Below are 19316 nucleotides of genomic sequence, written 5' to 3' on the forward strand. Positions count from 1 at the left end.
CCTGCGAGCGGGAGAGCGCAGGCGCGATGCGAACGGCGCGGCCGGCGGCACCATCGGTCAGGCAGTACGGCAGTAAGCATGGCAGTAAGTAGTAAGCAGCAAACAGGCAGCACAAGCAGCAAACGCGCGGCGCTCGTGGAGCCGCGTGTGAAATCAGGGAAGGCAGTTCAAAAAATAGCACCCCGGTGAGTCGAATCCGGGGCAAGAAGGCATGTACAAGACGACGGCATCATGAGTTCATCGAGCGACATCGAAAAACTGTTCGATCAATTTGGCGGCGACGCCAACGCGTACCAGGAGATCGGCCGCGAAAACGATGCGCGCATCGCGCGCACCCGTTGGCCGTTGCTCCAGACGCTGGATCTGACGCAACCGGCAATTCCGAAAATCGGACTGCCTGGCGAGGCACGCCCGCAGCCCGCCGTGAGCGCGGTGCGGCCCGCCGCACCGCAGAAGGACGCGACGCCGCAAGACGTCGCGTCGGTCACGCGCGCGAAGGCGCCGCTCTTCACGCGCTCGCATCGGCGCGACATTCCGCCGGTGCCGCCGGCCGCCGACCAGCCGGCGACACCGACCGGCGCGTCGCGCTTCGGCACGGTCGAGACACTCGACGAAGCGACCGCCCGCGCGGCTGCCGACGAGGCGTCACAGGCTGCGCCCGCGGCACAGGAAGCGTCGGTCGCATCGGCTGGGAGCGCGGCGCCGGCTTTCACCGCGGCGCCCACCGGCACACCGATTCCGCCAGTGGCCACGCCCGCCGCGGCAGCGGCTTTCGCGCCCGCGCCATTCGTCGCGCCGATCCCGCCGGTCCCGACTCCCGCGTTCGTCGCCACGCCCGCCGTCGCGCCGATCCCGCCGGCCGTGCCGGCTTTCGCGTCGTCGCAGGCGACCAACGCAACGCCGATCCCGCCGATCGCCACGCCAACACTGGCACCGGCACCGTTCCATCCCGCTGCCCCCGCTGCCCCAGCCACGCCCACCGCGCCGAACTGGTTCGCACCGGCCGCCGGAGCCACGCCCGCTGCACACCCTGCAGCACCGATACCGCCCGCGAGCCCCGCAGTCGCACCCGCATTCCCGTTCCCGACACCGATCGCGCAACCCGTGCCGCCCGGCCCAGCCGCCACACCGGCAGCGCCCGCCTGGTCCCGCGCCGTCGTCGCGCCCACGTACCCCAGCATGACGAGCACGCCTCACGCGCCGATTCCTCCGGCGCCCGCCCCGCAACCGGCCTACGCGACCCAGCCCGCCCCGGCCCAGCCCTCATCCATCCTCGGCAAACTGTTCGCCGCGCAGACCCCGTCCGCGCCGCCGCAAGCGGCCGCGCCCACTCACGAAGCCGCACCGCTGCAAACGGTGTTCGACCGCCTGCGCGGCACCCCCGCGCAAGGCGCCGCACCGGCCCCACGCGGCGGCTTCGCGTCGTGGCTCACCGACGGTCCGCGCCGCTCATGAAAGTCATCGCCGTAGTGTCCGCCAAAGGTGGGGTCGGCAAGACCACCCTCGCCGCCAATCTCGCTTCCGTGCTGGCCAGCAGCGGCCGGCGCGTGATCGCGCTCGACCTCGATCCGCAAAACGCGCTGCGTCTGCATTTCGGCGTGCCGCTCGACAGCATCGACGGCCTGTCGCGCGCGACGCTGTCCGGCGACCCGTGGCAAACGGTGATGTTCGACGGCATCGACGGCGTGACCGTGCTGCCGTACGGCGCCGTGCTCGAGGACGACCGCCGCCGCTTCGAGGCGTATGTCGACCAGCATCCGCAATGGCTCGCGCAGGCGCTGCAGAACCTGCGGCTCGATCCGTCCGACATCGTGATCGTCGACACGCCGCCGGGCTCGTCGACCTACGTGCGCACCGCGCTCACCGCCGCGACCTTCGCGCTGAACATCGTGCTCGCCGACGCCGCGTCGTATGCGGCGATCCCGCAGATGGAGCGGCTGATCGAAACCTACGCGGCGCCGCGCGCGGAGTTCGGCGGAGTCGGCTACGTGCTCAACCAGATCGACCAGTCGCGCCAGCTGACCAAAGACGTGCTCAAGGTGCTGCGCCAGATGCTCGCCGGCCGGGTGTTCCCCGGCGTGATCCATCTCGACGAAGGCGTCAGCGAAGCGCTCGCCTGCGACACCACGCTGATTCACTACGACCCGCTGAGCCAGGCCGCCGCCGACTTCCGCGCATGCGGCGCATGGCTCGCGACGACACTCGACACGATCGCCGTCCCGCCAAGGAATGTCGCATGAGCACCCCGGCCTCTTCGCGCGACCCCGAAGGCGGCGAGTCGTCGGGCTTCGGGCGTTTCATCGACGCGCGCTTCTGGAACAGCCGCATCGTCACCGGGCTCGTCACGCTGATCGCGCTGTACATGCTGTACTTCGTGTTCACGGTGCCGCTCGGCTTCTACGAGCAGCTCACCTTCGCGACCTGCTGCTTCGTGCTCGCGCTGCTGTTCCGGCGCATGCAGGGCCGCTACGCGACGATGGTGATGATCATGCTGTCGATGGTCGCGTCGGGCCGCTACATGTACTGGCGCCTCACCGAAACCACTTACTGGGAGCATCCGCTCGATGCCGCCTGGGGCCTGCTGCTCGTCGCCGCCGAGGTCTACTCGACGCTCGTGCTGATGCTCGGCTACTTCCAGACCGCGTGGCCGCTCAAGCGCAAGCCGCTGCCGATGCCCGCCGACCGCAGCACCTGGCCGAGCGTCGACGTGTTCATTCCGACCTACAACGAGCCGTTGTCGGTGGTGAAGCCGACCATCTACGCGGCGCTCGCGCTCGACTATCCGGCGGACAAACTATCGATCCACGTGCTCGACGACGGCCGCCGCCCCGACTTCAAGGCGTTCTGCGAGGAAGTCGGCGTGAACTGGACGATCCGCACGCACAACCGCCACGCCAAGGCCGGCAACATCAACGAAGCGCTGAAGATCACCAGTGGCGAATACATCGCGATCTTCGACTGCGATCACATCCCGACCCGCTCGTTCCTGCAGGTCGGCCTCGGCTGGTTCCTGCGCGACAAGCTGCTGTCGATGCTGCAGACGCCGCACCACTTCTTCAACGCCGACCCGTTCGAGCGCAATCTCGGCACCTTCCGCAAGGTGCCGAACGAAGGCGAACTCTTCTACGGCCTCGTGCAGGACGGCAACGATCTGTGGAACGCGACCTTCTTCTGCGGCTCGTGCGCGCTCTTGCGCCGGAACATGGTCGAGGAGATCGGCGGGATCGCGGTCGAGACCGTGACCGAGGACGCGCACACCGCGCTCAAGCTGCACCGCCTCGGCTACACCACCGCGTATCTGGCGATTCCGCAGGCTGCCGGCCTCGCGACCGAAAGCCTGTCCGGCCACATCGGCCAGCGCATCCGCTGGGCGCGCGGGATGACGCAGATTTTCCGCATCGACAATCCGCTCACCGGCAAGGGGCTGAAGATCGGCCAGCGGCTGTGCTATCTGAACGCGATGATGCACTTCTTCTACGGCGTGCCGCGTCTCGTGTTCCTCACGGCGCCGCTGTCGTATCTGTTCTTCGGCGCGCACGTGATCGAGGCGGCGGCCAGCACGATCGCGATCTACGCGATGCCGCACATGATGCACGCGAGCATCACGAACTCGCGGATGCAGCGCCTGTTTCGCCATTCGTTCTGGGCCGAGGTCTACGAATCGGTGCTGGCCTCGTACATCACCGCGCCGACGCTGCTCGCGCTGATCAACCCCAAGCTCGGCAAATTCAACGTGACGGCCAAGGGCGGCCAGATCGAGAAGAACTATTTCGACTGGTCGATCTCGCGGCCCTATCTGTTCCTGTTGCTGCTGAACCTGCTCGGCTTCGCCGCCGGCCTCGTGCACATCTATCTGAACTACCACGTGCGCAGCGTCGTCGAGACCACGCTGCTCAACCTCGCGTGGACCGGCTACAACATGCTGATCCTCGGCGCGAGCGTGGCCGCCGCAAGCGAGCGCCGGCAGATCCGCGCCGTGCACCGCGTGGCGATGAAAATGCCGGTGATGCTGAAGTTCTCGACCGGCCGCACGCTCGCCTGCGAAACCATCGACTACTCGGAAGGCGGCGTCGGCGTCGCGCTGCCCGGCAATATCGAGGTGCCGATGCACGAGCGCGTGAGCGTGTCGCTGTTTCGCGGCGACGAGGAATACGCGTTCGCCGCGACCGTCAGCTTCACCGCGCCGGGACGCGTGGGCTTGCGCTTTGCGTCGATGACCCGCGAGCAGGAGTACGAGTTCGTCAAGACCACCTTCGCACGCGCCGACGCGTGGACCGGCTGGGCCGAGGGACGCGAGCAGGACACGCCGCTGCGCGGCCTGTCGCACGTGCTGAAGGTCGGCGCGCGCGGGATCGGCGGGTTGTTCGAGCATCTCTACGACGACTTGCGCAGTTCGATGAAAAGCCGTCCAGCGGACGTCAAGAAGCTAAAAACCAAAGACTGATCTATGGGCTACAGGATGGCGAAGGACAATCTCGAACGCCCGGTTCACGGGCGCAGCAGCACCGCATCCCCTGCGCGCTTTTTCTCCCGCCGCGGCACGCCGCCGTCGTGGCGCTCGCGGCCCCTGATGCGCGGCCTCGCCTGCTGGCTCGCGTTGCAGACCGCGCTGACGGCGCCGCTCGCGGCGTTCGCGCCGCTGGCCGTCGCGGCGGCGCCCGCCAAAGCCACGGCCTCGGGTCCAACCGGCGCGGCCGGCACCACTGGCTCAGCCGGCGCCACCGCAGCGGGCGGCCAGGCCGCTCAGGCCGCGACCGGCGTCGGCAACGTGCCCGCGCCGAGCCCCGCGGTCCCGTTCGATCCGAACATGATCGCCCAGGGCCCGCTCGCGACACCGACGCCCGCGCTCACCACGGCAACGGTGAAAGCGCTCGGGCTGCGCACGCCGACCACCGCCGAGCCGGGCACGCTGGTGCCGGGCGGCCGTCGTCAGACGCTCACGTTCGCCGATTTCGGCGCGCTCGATCCGCTGCAGTTGCGCGGCGTCGACGGTCAGAACGGCGTCGCGTTCTCGGTGCGCAACGACGAAGTGGTGACCGCCGCGACGCTGCATCTGATCTACAGCTACTCGCCCGCGCTGCTGCCGCAACTGTCGCAAATCAAGGTGCTGGTGAACGGCGAAGTCGCCGCGACGCTGCCGGTGCCGCATGAGCAGGCCGGCATGCTGATCGCGCGCGACGTCTCGATCGACCCGCGCTTCATCACCGACTTCAACCACCTGAACCTGCAGCTGATCGGTCACTACACGCTGAGCTGCGAAGACCCGTCGAACTCGGCGCTGTGGGCGACCATCAGCAACGCCAGCTCGCTCGACCTGACCTACGCATCGCTCGCGACCAAACCCGATCTGGCCGCGCTGCCGAAGCCGTTCTTCGACCGCCGCGACGTGCGCCGCCTCGAACTGCCGTTCGTGTTCGCGCAGAAGCCGGGTAACGGCACGCTGGAGGCGGCCGGCATCGTCGCGTCGTGGTTCGGCGCGCTCGCCGGCTATCGCGGCGCGGTGTTCCCGGCGCAGCTCGACAACGCGCCGCTGTCCGGCAACGCCGTGGTGTTCGCGACCAGCGACGACCGCCCGGCCGGCATCACGCTGCCCGAAATCAACGGCCCGACGATCGCGGTGGTCGACCGCGATCCGGCCGCGCGCGGCAAGCTGCTGCTGGTGCTCGGCCGCACCGAGGCGGAGTTGAAGACCGCCGCCAAATCGCTCGGCATCGGCCACAGCACGCTGTCCGGCACCAGCGCGACGATCACTTCGCTGAACGAACTGACGCCGCGCGTGCCGTTCGACGCGCCGAACTGGCTGCCGACCAACCGCCCGGTGCGCTTCGGCGAGCTGGCCGATCCGAAGGACCTGACCGTATTCGGCTACGACGCCGACGCCGTGCGCATCAACATGCGCGTGCCGCCCGACCTGTTCATGTGGCACACGCGCGGCGCGCCGATCGACCTGCGCTACCGCTACACGGTGCGCCCGGCGCGCGACCGCTCGTCGCTGAACGTCAGCGTGAACAACGGCTTCGTGCAGGCGCTGCCGATTCCGTCGCGCACCTCGTCGGTGCTGGAGCTGAGCCGCTACTTCAACCTCGTGATGCCCGACGGCACCGCCGAGGCGCAGCGCAACATCCGCATCCCGCCGCTGCTGCTGACGCCGCGCACGCAACTGCGCCTGCACTTCTACTACGACATCCCGAACACCGGCGAATGCGCGGGCCGGCTGTTGCAGAACGTGGTCGGCGCGATCGATCCGAATTCGACCATCGACCTGTCGTCGTTCCCCCACTACATGGCGCTGCCCGACCTGGCCGCTTTCGCCAACGGCGGCTTCCCGTTCACGCGCATGGCGGACCTGTCGGAAACCGCGGTGGTGCTGCCCGACGACGCCGGTACCAGCGTCTACAGCATGTATCTGCTGACGATGGGCCGCATGGGCGAGTCGACAGGCTACCCGGTCGCGGGCGTGAGCGTGACCCACGCCGCCGACGTCGACCACTACGCGGACAAGGACCTGCTGGTATTCGGCGCGCCCGGCAAGCAGCCGCTCCTGCAACGCTGGGCGAAGTCGATGCCGTTCTCCAGCACCGACGACACCCATACGTTCCAGCTCACCGATCTGGTGTTCAAGCTGCAGGACTGGTGGCACGGCGAGCGCGGCGTCGAACGTTCGCCGGCGCGCGCCGATCTGGCGATGGTCAGCTCGAACGGCGCGGCGCTCCTGACCGGCTTCGAGTCGCCATTGCGCAAAGGCCGCAGCGCGGTCGCGCTGGTCAGCGCGGCTGGCCAGTCGGACGCCGATCTGGCTACCGCGCTGCTCGACGCCGACGTGCTACCGAAAATTCAAGGCGCGATGGCCGTGATCCACGGCCGCGACGTGACGATCACGTCGAACGGCAGCGCGTACTTTGTCGGCCAGCTGTCGCCGCAGGAGTATCTGCGCTGGGCGCTGTCCTCGCATCCGATCCTGCTGCTGTTCGGCGGTGTGCTGGCCGCGCTGATCATCGCGGGCCTGTGCTACCGGACGCTGCGCGCGATCGCCGCGCGTCGGCTGAAGCAATGAAGACTGATAGGACTCTTATGCGGTTTCGGATCAACAGAAGGACCGGCCTCGCGCTGACGCTCGGCCTCGCCGCGGCGGCGGCGAGCTTCGCGGGCGCGGCGCGGGCCGCGCCGAACGGTGCGGCCGCTGGCGCGTGCGGCAACTGGAGCGCGTATCGCAGCTTCGTCGCCCGTTTCATGCAGGCCGACGGCCGCGTGATCGACTTCTCGACCGCGAACCAGCAGACCACCTCGGAAGGCCAGTCGTACGCGATGTTTTTCGCGCTGATCGACAACGACCGCGCGAGCTTCGACAAACTGCTCGCGTGGACCCGCTCGAACCTCGCCGGCAACCAGTTCGACGCGCGCAACGTGCGCCTGCCGGCGTGGCTATGGGGCAAGAAAACGGACGGCTCGTACGGCGTGCTCGACCCGAATTCGGCATCGGACTCCGATCTGTGGATCGCCTACGATCTGCTGCAGGCCGGCCGGCTGTGGCGCGAGCCCACCTACACGAAGCTCGGCCAGGCGCTCGCCGCGCGTATCGCACACGACGAAGTCGTCGATCTGCCGGGGCTCGGGCCGATGCTGCTGCCGGGGCCGCAGGGCTTTCGCAACGGCAACGTCACGCGTCTGAATCCGAGCTATCTGCCGCTGTCGCTGTTGCGCGCGCTCGCGCACGACGCGCCGGACGGTCCGTGGGCGAAGCTCGCCGAAAACAGCTACCAGTTCGTCAAGACCGTCTCGCCGCAAGGCTTCGCGCCCGACTGGGCAGCGTGGCAGAGCGGCCAGTTCGTGGTCGATCCGAAAACCGGCGACGTCGGCAGCTACGACGCGATCCGCGTCTATCTGTGGGCCGGTCTCGCATCGCCCGCCGATCCGCTCGCGAAGCCCTGGCTCGCGGTGCTCGGCGGCATGCGCGCGAAAGTCGCGCAGAACGGCTTCCCGCCGGAGAAGGTCGCATCGACCACCGGCGCGTCGAGTGGCGAAGGCCCGCTCAGCTACTGGGGCGCGCTCGCCCCCTACTTCAAGGCGCTCGGCGACGAGCGCGGCCTCGGTCTCGCGCGCGCGCGGCTTGCCGCGCTCGACGCGGGCGTGCCGGGGCGCGAACCGCTTTACTACGACGGTGTGCTGGGTCTGTTCGGCACGGGGTTTATCGACGGCCGCTACCGCTTCGACGAAGCCGGTCGTCTCGTGCCCGCCTGGAGAAATGCATGCGATTGAACGCTCTCGCCCTGTCGTTGCGCATCGCGCTGTCGGTCGGCGCGGTCTGTTGCGTGGCCGCGGCGGCACCCGATGCGCTCGCGCAGGCGTCCAAAGATCCGCTTGCCGTGCTGATCGATCAGGGCAAGTACTGGCAGTCCCATCAGCGCGGCGACCTCGCCGCGCAGGCGTGGCAGAAAGTGCTCAACATCGATCCGCAGCAGCCCGATGCGCTCTTCGGCATGGGCCTGGTGCTCGCTGACCGCAAGGACGGCGCCGGCGCGCAGCAATACCTCGCGCGGCTGAAGGCGGTCGCGCCGAACTATCCGAATCTCGACGAACTCGGCCGCCGGCTCGGCCAGACCAGCCCGCGCGACCAGACCATCAACGACGCGCGCCGGCTCGCGCAAAGCGGCCAGAGCGCGAGCGCGGTACGCGAATATCAGCGCGCGCTGTCCGGCAAGCCAGCCACGCCCGAGTTGCAGCTCGAGTATTTCCAGGCGCTATCGGCGACGCCGCAGGGCTGGGACGAAGCGCGCCGCGGCCTCGAACAGCTTGCCCGCGACAACCCGAACGACCCGCGCTACGCGCTCGCTTACGCGCAGCATCTGACCTATCGCGATGTCTCGCGGCGCGACGGCATCGCGCGTTTGCAGCGGCTCGCGGGCGACAGTTCGGTCGGCGCGGCGGCGAAGAAGAGCTGGCGCCAGGCGTTGCTATGGCTCGACGCGCGTCCAGCCGATGCGCCGCTGTACCAGGCGTATCTGCAAGGCGCGGGCGATGATGCCGCGGTGAAGGCGCGCTTCGATTCGATGGTGCAGCAGGACAGCACGGCGCGTGTGCGCGCGCAGGAAAGCGCCGCGGTCGACGCGCGCGGCCGCGTAATCGCCGACGGCTTCGCGGCGCTCGACCGCGACGACGTCGTGACCGCGCGCGCGAAGTTCTCGTCGGTACTCGCGAGCAATCCTGACGATACCGACGCGCTCGGCGGCATGGGCATCGCCGCGCTGAAACAGGAGCGCTTCACGGAAGCGCGCAACTATCTGGAGCGCGCGTCGCGCTCCGGCAATCCGGCGCGCTGGAAAACCGCGCTCGACAGCGCGAGCTACTGGACCTACACGAGCGACGCGATCGGCGCGCGCAGCAACGGCGAATTCGCGAAGGCGAAGGCGCTGTTCGAGCGGGCGATCGCGTTGAATCCGTCGGACGTGACCGCGCAGGTGCAGCTTGGCGAAATGCTGCTCGCGAACCACGATCCGGCCGGCGCCGAACAGGCGTACCGGATGGCGTTGCGCCGCCAGGCCGACAACCCCGACGCGATCCGCGGCCTCGTCGGCGCGCTGGCCGCTCAGGGCCGCGGCGACGAAGCGCTGCAGTTCGCCAATCAGTTGAACGCGACGCAGCAGTCGAAGGTCGGCGGCATCGACCGGCTGCGCGGCGACGCGCAGGCCGCGCAGGCGCGCGCGGCCGAAGCGCGCGGCGATCTCGGCAGCGCGCGCAGCCTGTTCGAGGACGCGCTGCTGAACAAGCCCGACGACCCGTGGCTGCGCCTCGACCTGGCGCGCATCTACGTGCGCCAGGGCGCGGTCGCGAACGCGCGCAGCATGATGGACGGCCTGCTCGCCGCGCATCCGGATATGACCGACGCGCTGTATGCGAGCGCGTTGCTGTCGGCGGAAACCGGCGACTGGCCGGCCGGTCTCGCGCAGCTCGAACGCGTGCCGGTCGCGCAGCGCACCGCCGCGATGACGACCTTGCAGCACCGGCTGTGGGTGCATCAGCAGGCCGACCTCGCGACCCGCGCCGCGAAGAACGGTCAGACCCAGCAGGCGTTCGCGATCCTGCGCGCCGCCGAGCCGGTAGCCGGCAACAGTCCCGAGCTGATCGGGGTGATCGCCAGCGCGTATCAGCAGGCCGGCGATCCGGGCCGCGCGCTCGGCCTCGTGCGCAGTGCGATGAACGCGGCGCCCGGCAACACCGACCTGCTGCTGCAATACGCGGGCATTCTCGCCGCCACCGGCCAGCACGGCGAACTCGGCGTCGTGATGCGGCGCCTGCAGAACACGCCGTTGACGCCGCAGCAGCGCACCGACTTCGCGAACCTGAATCTCGGCATCGTCGTGAAGCAGGCCGATGCGGTGCGCCAGCGCGGCGACCTCGCGAGCGCCTACGACGTGATCGCACCGTGGCTCGCCGCGATGCCCGACAACCCCGACCTGCAGGCCGCGCTCGGCCGCATGTATTCGAGCGCCGGCGACGATCGCAACGCACTCGCGAGCTACCGCGTCGCGCTGCAACGCAAGCCCGACGACCTCAATCTGCAGCAGGCCGCGATCTCCTCCGCGGCCAACCTCAAGCAGTACGACTACGCCGAGGCGCTCGCGCAGCAGGCGCTGCGGCAAGCGCCGAACGATCCGGGCGTGCTTGCCACGGTGGGCCGCATGTATCGCTCGGAGGGCAAGCTGTCGCTGGCGTCGGCCTATCTGCAACGCGCGCTGGTCATGGCCAATACGCCGCAGGCGGCCTACGCGCCGCGCAGCGGCGCGGGCGCCAACGTGCCGCGCGGCTGGGAAACGGCGATGCGCCAGATCGGCGCGACGCCGCTGCCCGGCACCAATCCCTTCGAAGGCAAGACGGCGCTCGCAAGCCAGGGCAGCACCGACCCCGCCGCGCGTTCCGCGCTTCCGTTCCTGAATACGCAGTCCTCCACGCCGACGCAGACCGTGCCGAACTATCCGCCTCCCAGCCCGCCCGCGCCGTATGTCGCGCCGTATGTCGCGCCGTATACGGCGCCTTACGGCACGCCCGCGTCGCCCTATCGGGCGCCCGCGCAGGCTTATCCGAACGCCGCGCCCGTCGCGACGCCTTACAACGCGCCACGCTCCGCCGCCGACTTCGGCGGTTATGGTCAGGAAAGCTACGGCTCCAGCCAGTCGGGCGCGGCGCTGCAACCGTATCCGGGCCAAGGTCAGGGTCAGGCGCCGATGCAGCCGATGCCGCAGCAGCAGTACAACGCGGGCTACGCGCAGCCGGTGCAGCAATACGCGCAGCCGCAGGCGCCGCAACCGGCGCAGTACGGCTACGGCCAGCCGCAGCAGGCGCCGTACGACCAGGCGCCGTATGACGCGCAGGACGGCTACGCGGCGACGCCGTGGCCGATGTCGCCGGCCGCGCGCGCGGCGCAGGCCGATGCCGGTTACGCGACGCCGCTGCCGGCCGGCTCGACGCGCTCGACCACGACGGCGCGCCACACCGCCGCGAAGAAAAGCCCCGCCAGAACGACCCGCGCCGCGCCGGCTTACGCGCAGCAGCAGCCGTATCCGCAACAGCAGCCGTATCCGGCATACCCGCAGCAGCAGCCGTATCAGCCCTACCCGAACCAGGGCTACTACGCGCAGCAGCCGTACATCCCGCAGGCGCCAACCGGTTACGCGCAGCCGTACTACGCGCCCGGCAGCGAAGCCCAGAACAACCCGCCGGCGAACGTCGCGAATGCGCAAACGCTCGGCGTCGCCGAAGAACTCGCGCAGATCAATCGCGAGCAGACGACCACCGTGTCGGGCGGTCTGATCTTCCGCAATCGCGCGGGCGAAGACGGTCTGTCGTCGGTCACCGATATCGAGGCGCCGATCCAGGGGCGCATCAAGGCCGGCAACGGCCACGTGGTCGTGACCGCGACGCCGGTCACGCTCGATGCCGGCACCGCGTCGAACAGCACGTCGACGCTCGCGCGCTTCGGCGCGGGGCTATCGACGGCGCCGTCGGAATCGGCTGCGGTCGCGAACAACAACAATTACGGCAGCCAGACCGCGAGCGGCGTGGGCCTGTCGGTGGGCTACGAAAGCCGCAGCCTCAGCGGCGATATCGGCGTGACGCCGATCGGCTTCCGCGAACAGAACATCGTCGGCGGCGCCGAATACGACGGCGCGATCACCGACAAGGTCTCGTACTCGCTCGCGGTCGCGCGCCGCGCGGTGACCGACAGCCTGCTGTCGTACGCGGGCGCGCGCGATTCGGGCTCCGGCCTCGAATGGGGCGGCGTCACCTCGAACGGCGCGCGCGCCGCGCTCACGTGGGACGACGGCACGAGCGGCCTGTACGTGAACGCGTCGTATCAGCACTACATGGGCACCAACGTGCTGAGCAACAACTCGATCAAGGGCGGTGGCGGCGTCTATACGCGTCTGCTGAAGGACGCCAACCAGACGCTGACGATCGGCGTGAACACCACGCTGATGGGCTACAACCGCAATCTGTCGTACTTCACGTACGGTCAGGGCGGCTACTTCAGCCCGCAGCAATATGTGATTCTGAATCTGCCGGTCGAATGGTCGGGCCGCGAAGGGCTGTTCACGTATAACGTGAAGGGCTCGATCGGCGTGCAGCATTACCGCGAAGACCCGTCGAACTACTTCCCCACCGACGGCACCCGCCAAAGCGACGCGGCCGCCGCCGCGCAGACCCTCGGCAACGGTCTGACCGCGGTCTACCCCGGCCAGAGCAAGACCGGCGTGTCGTATTCGCTCAGCGCGACCGGCGAATATCAGCTCGCGCCGCAACTCGCGTTCGGGGCTACCGCATCGCTCGGCAATGCTTATCAATATCGCGAGTGGATCGCGGCCGTGTACGTGCGCTACAGCCTCAGCAAGCAGACCGGCTTGCAGCCGTTCCCGCCGACGCCGTTGACGTCGCAGTATCTGTCGTTGTCCAACTGACGGAAACGCGCTGGCGGTGAGATCGACGCTTGCGGTTCATCGCAGGCGCGCTCACCGTCGGCGTGGCGTTTTCTTCTTCGCGGTTCATTCACGGGTCTATACGCGGTTCACTCGCGGTCCATACGCACGCCGGTATTCGCTTATCCGCGCCGATGCGCGGCAGCGACCCGACCGCTCCTTTAGCGGCTCGTTTCGTACGATGTTTTCCCGCCGCGGCGAGCCGCGCGCTTCAACGCGCCTTTATCTCCCCTGCTTTCACCGCTGACAGCTCGTGCCAGCGATTCTTTCCGCTCTCCCTTCACCCCACGCCGGCCGCGCGGTAAAAGTTGCGCGCGCATCGAACGGCGACGCGCGTCGAGGCCGTTCCGGACATCGGCAAAACCCGAATAGCGCCCGCGCGCGCGTCAATGCGCGGACGTTGTGGCCTACAATGATCCGCAGCCCATCAGGCTGCTTGCCGCCGACACGCGCCGCGCGGCACACGCTTCGTTCGTCTCCGCCGGTCACGTCCGGCCGGCCGCGAAGCGGCATTTATCGACGTGATCTCACGTGGAGCGCTGCATGCCCTTTCCGGCACAAGATTACGGCTGCGCCGGCTGGCGCGGCGAGATGGCGCAACGCATCAGCGAATTCGACTGGCGCGCGACCAGCCTCGGCGCCATCGCAACCTGGCAACGCAGCCTGACCTCGACGGTCCAGCTGATGCTCGCCTCGCCGGTGCCGCTCGTGCTGTTGTGGGACGAACCCGGCTACATGATCTACAACGACGCCTACGCGGTTTTCGCGGGCGGACGGCATCCGTACCTGCTCGGCTGTGCGGTCGAAAACGGCTGGCCCGAGGTCGCCGATTTCAACCGCAACGTGATGAACACCTGCCTCGCCGGCGGCACGCTGTCGTATCGCGACAAGGAACTCGTGCTGCTGCGCGACGGCAGGCCGGAGGACGTGTGGATGGATCTGTATTACAGCCCCGTCGCCGACGACAGCGGCGCGCCGGGCGGCGTACTCGCGATGGTCGTCGAGACTACCGGGCGGGTGCTGACCGAGCGCCGCCGCCAGCAGGCCGAAACGGAACTGCACGAAACCAACGAACGTCTGCAGCTCGCGCTCAACGCCGGCGCGGTGCTCGGCACCTGGGTGCTCGACGTGCGCACCGGCAAGGTCAGTGGCGACGAACGTTTCGCGCGCACCTTTTCGTTCCCGCTCGACGAGACCGCGAAAGGCGTCCCGCGCGATGCCGCGACCCAGGCCATCCATCCCGACGACCGGGTGCTCAACGACCGCCTCACCGCCGAGGCGATCCGCAGCGGCGCACCGTTTCGCGCCGAGTACCGGATCCGCCGGCCCGACGGCGATTACCTGTGGGTGCAGGCAAATGGCCGCTGCGAGTTCGACGAACAGGGCCGGCCGACGCGTTTTCCGGGCGTGCTGATCGACATTCACGAGCGCAAGATCGCCGAACAGCAGCTTCTTCAGTTAACCGAAACACTCGAGCAGCGCGTCGCCGATTCGATCGCGGCGCGCGCACTCGCCGAGGAGCAGTTGCGCCAGGCGCAGAAGATGGAAGCGATCGGCAGCCTGACGGGCGGCGTCGCGCACGACTTCAACAACGTGCTGCAGGTGATCAACGGCAATCTGCAGATGCTCGCCGCCGACGCCGGCGATCAGCCGGTCACGCAGCGGCGTCTGTCGGCCGCAACCGAGGCGGTCAAGCGCGGCGCGAAGCTCGCCGCGCATCTACTTGCGTTCGCGCGGCGCCAGCCGCTGTCGCCGACCGTGCTCAATCCGCGCCGCCTGCTGACCGGCATGAGCGAGATGCTGCGCCGCGCGCTCGGCGAGACGGTGCGCATCGAGACGCTCGTCAGCGACGATCTGTGGAACGTGCAGGTCGACCGCAATCAACTCGAGAACGCCTTGCTGAATCTCGCGATCAATGCGCGCGACGCGATGCGCGCCGACGGCCTGCTCACGGTGCGCGCGACCAACCGCCTGCTCGACGCCGCGTTCTGCCGCGACAAGCCGGAGCTGTCGCCCGGCGCCTACGTCGAATTCGCGCTCACCGATACCGGCTCGGGCATGCCGCCCGAGGTGCTGCAGCGGGTCTTCGAACCGTTCTTCACGACCAAGCCCGACGGCCACGGCACCGGCCTCGGACTCTCGATGGTGTTCGGCTTCGCGCGGCAAAGCGGCGGCCATGTCGCGATCGAAAGCGAGCTTGGACACGGCACCACGGTGTCGCTGTTTTTTCCGCGCTGCTGCGAGGCGGAGACGCCGGAGGCCGCCGAAGGACCGGCGACGTCGATCGGCGGCGGCGAGACGATTCTGGTGGTCGAGGACGATGCCGACGTGCGCCTGACCGCGGTCGAAATGCTCGCGCAGCTCGGCTACAAGGTGCTGACCGCATCGAATGGCGACGCCGCGCTCGAATTCATCGACAGCGACGTGCCGATCGATCTGCTGTTCACCGACGTGGTCATGCCCGGCAAGCTGAAGAGCGTCGAGCTCGCGCAACGCGCGGCCGCGCGCACGCCGCCGGTGCCGACGCTGTTCACGTCCGGCTATACGCGCGACGAAATCGTCCACCACGGCAAGCTCGACGCGGGTATCACGCTGCTGTCGAAACCGTACCGGCGCGACGATCTCGCGCGCCTCGTGCGTAACGTGCTGCGCGCGAACGCAGCGCACGCGAATCATGCGGCCGAGGTGCGCGAGGCGCGCATCGCCGCCTGCGTGCCGCGCGCCGCGTACGACGCAACCCCAACGTCGACGCCAGCGCCGGCGGTCAAAGCCCGCAAAGAGAAGCAGAAAGAATCGCGCAAGGACTCACACAAAGACGCGCGCGCGGAATCGCAGCGGCAACCCAAGGCGCCCTCGCCATCCACACTGCACGCCGCGCCCGAAGTCGCGCAGATACTGCTGGTCGAAGACGATGCCGAATCGCGCGAGGCGCTCGGCGAGTTGCTCGGCGCGCTCGGCCTCGCCTGCACCACGGCCGGCAGCGCCGAGGAAGCGTTGCCGCTCGCGGCCGCGCGCCGCTACGACGTGCTGCTGACCGACTTCACGCTGCCCGGCATGTCCGGCGCCGACCTCGCCCGCGCGGTACGGCGCGCGCAGCCGGAGATACGCGTGCTGCTGGTGTCGGGCTACGGCCACAGTGCAGAGATCGGCGATACGATTCCTGGCGCCCGCCTCCTGGGCAAGCCGCTCGATATCGATCAGCTGCGACACGAACTCGCGCCATGGCTCGACCGCGCCGCGGCAGCGTCGTAGTCAGCAGACGAAGCGTCAGGCGTCGCGCTTTCATGGCGCACGCAGCACGGTTCTGAAACCGATGTGGACCGTGCCGAGCGTCGGGTCCTGCGGCTGCCGCGACGACGGCCGGTAGCGCACGCAGAAGTTCGGCGCGCACAGGAACGAACCGCCCTTGATCACACGCGCCGGCCGCTCCAGCGTATCGACCGGCTGCGACACCGTCACCACCAGCGGATTCTCCGCCTCGTCCTTTGGATGACGGTCCTGATACGCGTCCTTTGTCCACTGCCAGACGTTGCCGACCGGATCGAACATGCCGTAGCCGTTGGCCGGAAAGCAGCCGACCGGCGCGGTGCCCTTATAGCCGTCGCGCACGAGGTTCTTCGCCGGGAAATCGCCCTGCCACGTGTTCGCCATGTAGCGGCCCTGCACGGTCGGCGTATTGCCCCACGGGTAGGTATCGCCGTCGAGGCCGCCGCGCGCCGCGTACTCGTATTCGGCCTCGGTCGGCAGATCGCGGCCGAGCCACTTCGCGTAGGCTTTCGCGTCGTCGTAGGTGACCTGCACGACCGGGTGATTGTCCTTGCCCGCGATCGAACTGCCGGGCCCGAATGGATGACGCCAGTTCGCGCCCGGCTGGAATTTCCACCAGCGATACGCATCGTCGAACTGCTCGGTGCCCTTCGGCCACACGAACACAACCGAGCCCGGCACCAGCTGATCCTTCGGGATGCCAGGGAATTGCGCGGGATCGCGCGCGCGTTCGGCGTCGGTCACATAGCCGGTCGCCGCGACGAAGCGCGCGAACTCCGCGTTGGTCACTTCGTGCCGGTCGATCAGGAAGCCGTCGAGCCGCACGGTGCGCACGTTGCGCTCTTCCGGATAGCCTTCGTTCGAGCCCATCTGGAAGCGGGCCGCCGGAATGCGGATCATCCCCGCGCGATTTGGCACGCCGTCCCGCGCGGGAGCGAAGCCGGCAGGCACGCCGCTATAGGCCGTGCACAGCCGTGGCGCGGCTGCAGCGGTCGGCGCTTCGGTGGTCGCTTCCGCAGCCGCTGCCGGAGCAGCCGCGAACACAACGGCTGCCGCTCCTGCCAGGACCGACAGCCCCGCCGCCCAGCTCAGCGCCAGCCTCGGCGCCGCCAGCCACGCGACGCGCCGCGGCGCCCGCGAGGCCCCGAGCGGCGCACCCACGCGCCGACGCTCAATGGTTGGTGTCGAGTTCATCTTCGTAGTAGTGCGTCGCGTTGCTGTAGCCCGGACGCTCGCCGAGGTGAGGAATATCCTGCACGCCGTTCTCGGTCTGGTACGCGTTGTATTCGGCGAGCAGTTCCTTCATCTTGGCCGGATAGCGCTTCGACACGTCATGCAGCTCGGAACGGTCGACGCTCACGTGAAACAGCTGCCACTCGCCATTGCCCCACGGCTTGTTCGCGTACGAGATCTTCCAGTCGCCCTTGCGCATCGCGCGGCGGCCATTCAGCTCCCAGCCTTCGGTGAACTCGCCCGGATGCACGGTCTTGCGCTGACCGGTCAGGAAGTCGAGCATCGACGTGCCCTGCATGCGGAACACCGGACGCCCGTTGTACTCACCGCCCGGCTGCGCGACGCCGGCCAGTTGCAGCATCGTCGGTGCGACGTCGGTCACGTGCGCGGGCACGCGGCTGATCTGCCCGTCGTGCGCGCCGTGCGGCAACACGATGATGTTCGGCACCGCGATCCCGCCTTCGTATGCGAACGCCTTGTACAGACGCAGCGGCGTCATGCTGACCTGGGCCCAGCCCGGACCGTATTCGACGAACGAACCCGCGCGACCGGTATTCGCGAGGCTGTTGTCCGCGTGACGCCGGATCCACTCACGGTTCGCCTGCTCGTCGAGAATGCTGTTGCCGTCCGCGCCGTTATCCGACATGAAGAAGATCAGCGTGTTGTCGTACTGGCCGGTTTCCTTCAGATGATCGACGATGCGACCGATCTGCGTATCCATCACGTCGACCATCGCCGCGTAGACGGCCATCCGCTTCGACTCGATCTGCTTCTGCACTGGCGACAGGCTGCTCCATTTCGGCCACACTTCGTCGCCCGTATAGGCCTCGATGTCCTTCGGCACGAGGCCCATCGCCTTCATGCGGTCGAGACGCTGCGCGCGGATCGCGTCGTAGCCGGCGTCGTATTTTCCTTCGTACTTCCTGATGTATTCGTCCGGCGCCTGCAGCGGCCAATGCGGCGCGGTGTACGCGACATAGGCGAAGAACGGCTTGCCGTCGTCCTTATTGCTGTCGATGTACGACAGCACCTTGTCGGTATAGCCGATCGTCGAATAGAAATTCTCCGGCAGATCGATCAGCTTGCCGTTGTCGCGATACATCGCCTTCGGCGTCTTGTCCGGGTCGTTGGTGATGATGCCGACCTGGCCATAGTGGCTCGCGCCGCCCTGCACCATCGCGAACGACTGTTCGAAGCCGCGCGACGCCGGACCGTATTCCTCAGTCAAACCGAGGTGCCATTTGCCGACCATATACGTGTGATAACCGGCATCGTGCAGCAGTTGCGGAAAGGTCACGATGCTGTGCGTCAGATAGCCTTCGTAGCCGGCCGCCTTGCGCTGCGCCGGCGTCAGCAGTTCGGCCATGCCGCCGAGCCCGACGCGGTGATTGTCGACGCCCGACATCAGCATCGCGCGGGTCGGCGAGCAGAACGGCGACGCGTAGAAATCGGCCATGCGCACGCCTTCGTGCGCGAGCTTGTCGAGATTCGGCGTATGAATTTCGCCGCCGAACGCGCCGATGTCTGAATAGCCGAGGTCGTCGGCGACGATCAGCAATATGTTCGGATGTTTGGTTTGAGTCGCGGCGGGCGCGCTCTGCGCACTGTCGGCGCTGCTAGCTGCGGCGCTGACGACGCCCGGCAGGGCTGCCGCGCAAGCGATGGCGCAAGCGGTGAGTAGTGTCTTCATCTCCGTCTCCTGGTTTTTTAATTGCTATCGTTGTTTTTTAAGATGCTTGGTGCGCAGATTCTGAGGCGAAGCCGCCGCACGGTCCAACACCGATTTCGACTACTTTCATACCGTACGGGTATGCAGCGCGAATCGGGCCGGCCGTGCGGTCGGCGTGG

The 19316-nt window shown here is 68.2% G+C and carries 9 protein-coding genes; 7 read left to right on the plus strand and 2 right to left on the minus strand.

Annotated elements, in window-relative coordinates:
• The first annotated feature begins 231 nt into the window (after nucleotides 1–231).
• The 7 genes from bcsP (at nucleotide 232) to HHL14_RS04555 (ending at nucleotide 16220) form a co-directional block, all read left to right on the plus strand.
• Nucleotides 232–1455, plus strand: a complete 1224-nt coding sequence (gene bcsP / locus HHL14_RS33735; RefSeq protein ID WP_329601609.1) for a cellulose biosynthesis protein BcsP — start codon at nucleotides 232–234, stop codon at nucleotides 1453–1455.
• Nucleotides 1452–2240 (plus strand): cellulose biosynthesis protein BcsQ, encoded by a 789-nt coding sequence (bcsQ, locus tag HHL14_RS04530; RefSeq protein ID WP_169496386.1) that lies wholly within the window; start codon nucleotides 1452–1454, stop codon nucleotides 2238–2240. The genes bcsP and bcsQ overlap by 4 nt, the downstream gene beginning before the upstream one ends.
• Entirely contained in the window at nucleotides 2237–4444 is a 2208-nt protein-coding gene (bcsA, locus tag HHL14_RS04535) for a UDP-forming cellulose synthase catalytic subunit (protein WP_169496387.1), read from the plus strand. Before bcsQ ends, bcsA begins: the two co-directional genes overlap by 4 nt.
• A gap of 3 nt (nucleotides 4445–4447) precedes the next feature.
• Nucleotides 4448–7054 (plus strand): cellulose biosynthesis cyclic di-GMP-binding regulatory protein BcsB, encoded by a 2607-nt coding sequence (gene bcsB, locus HHL14_RS04540; protein WP_169496388.1) that lies wholly within the window; start codon nucleotides 4448–4450, stop codon nucleotides 7052–7054.
• Nucleotides 7055–7071: 17 nt separating this feature from the next.
• Entirely contained in the window at nucleotides 7072–8256 is a 1185-nt protein-coding gene (gene bcsZ, locus HHL14_RS04545) for a cellulose synthase complex periplasmic endoglucanase BcsZ (protein ID WP_169496389.1), read from the plus strand.
• Nucleotides 8247–12950: a cellulose synthase subunit BcsC-related outer membrane protein gene (locus HHL14_RS04550; protein ID WP_169496390.1), complete on the plus strand. Its 4704-nt coding sequence runs from the start codon at nucleotides 8247–8249 to the stop codon at nucleotides 12948–12950. The genes bcsZ and HHL14_RS04550 overlap by 10 nt, the downstream gene beginning before the upstream one ends.
• A 561-nt stretch (nucleotides 12951–13511) precedes the next feature.
• Nucleotides 13512–16220 carry a response regulator gene (locus tag HHL14_RS04555; protein ID WP_169496391.1) on the plus strand — a complete coding sequence of 903 codons (2709 nt, stop codon included), beginning with the start codon at nucleotides 13512–13514 and terminating at the stop codon, nucleotides 16218–16220.
• 30 nt (nucleotides 16221–16250) lie between these two features.
• Here HHL14_RS04555 and HHL14_RS04560 read toward each other — a convergent pair whose 3' ends face one another.
• Both HHL14_RS04560 and HHL14_RS04565 read right to left on the minus strand, forming a co-directional pair.
• Complete coding sequence (locus HHL14_RS04560; protein ID WP_169496392.1) at nucleotides 16251–17429, minus strand: formylglycine-generating enzyme family protein; 1179 nt, start codon at nucleotides 17427–17429, stop codon at nucleotides 16251–16253.
• Complete coding sequence (locus HHL14_RS04565) at nucleotides 17407–19158, minus strand: arylsulfatase (protein ID WP_169496393.1); 1752 nt, start codon at nucleotides 19156–19158, stop codon at nucleotides 17407–17409. The genes HHL14_RS04560 and HHL14_RS04565 overlap by 23 nt, the downstream gene beginning before the upstream one ends.
• Between the last annotated feature and the right edge of the window lie 158 nt (nucleotides 19159–19316).

Origin of the sequence: Paraburkholderia antibiotica, from assembly GCF_012927125.1 — a bacterium.
GTDB classification, from domain to species: domain Bacteria; phylum Pseudomonadota; class Gammaproteobacteria; order Burkholderiales; family Burkholderiaceae; genus Paraburkholderia; species Paraburkholderia antibiotica.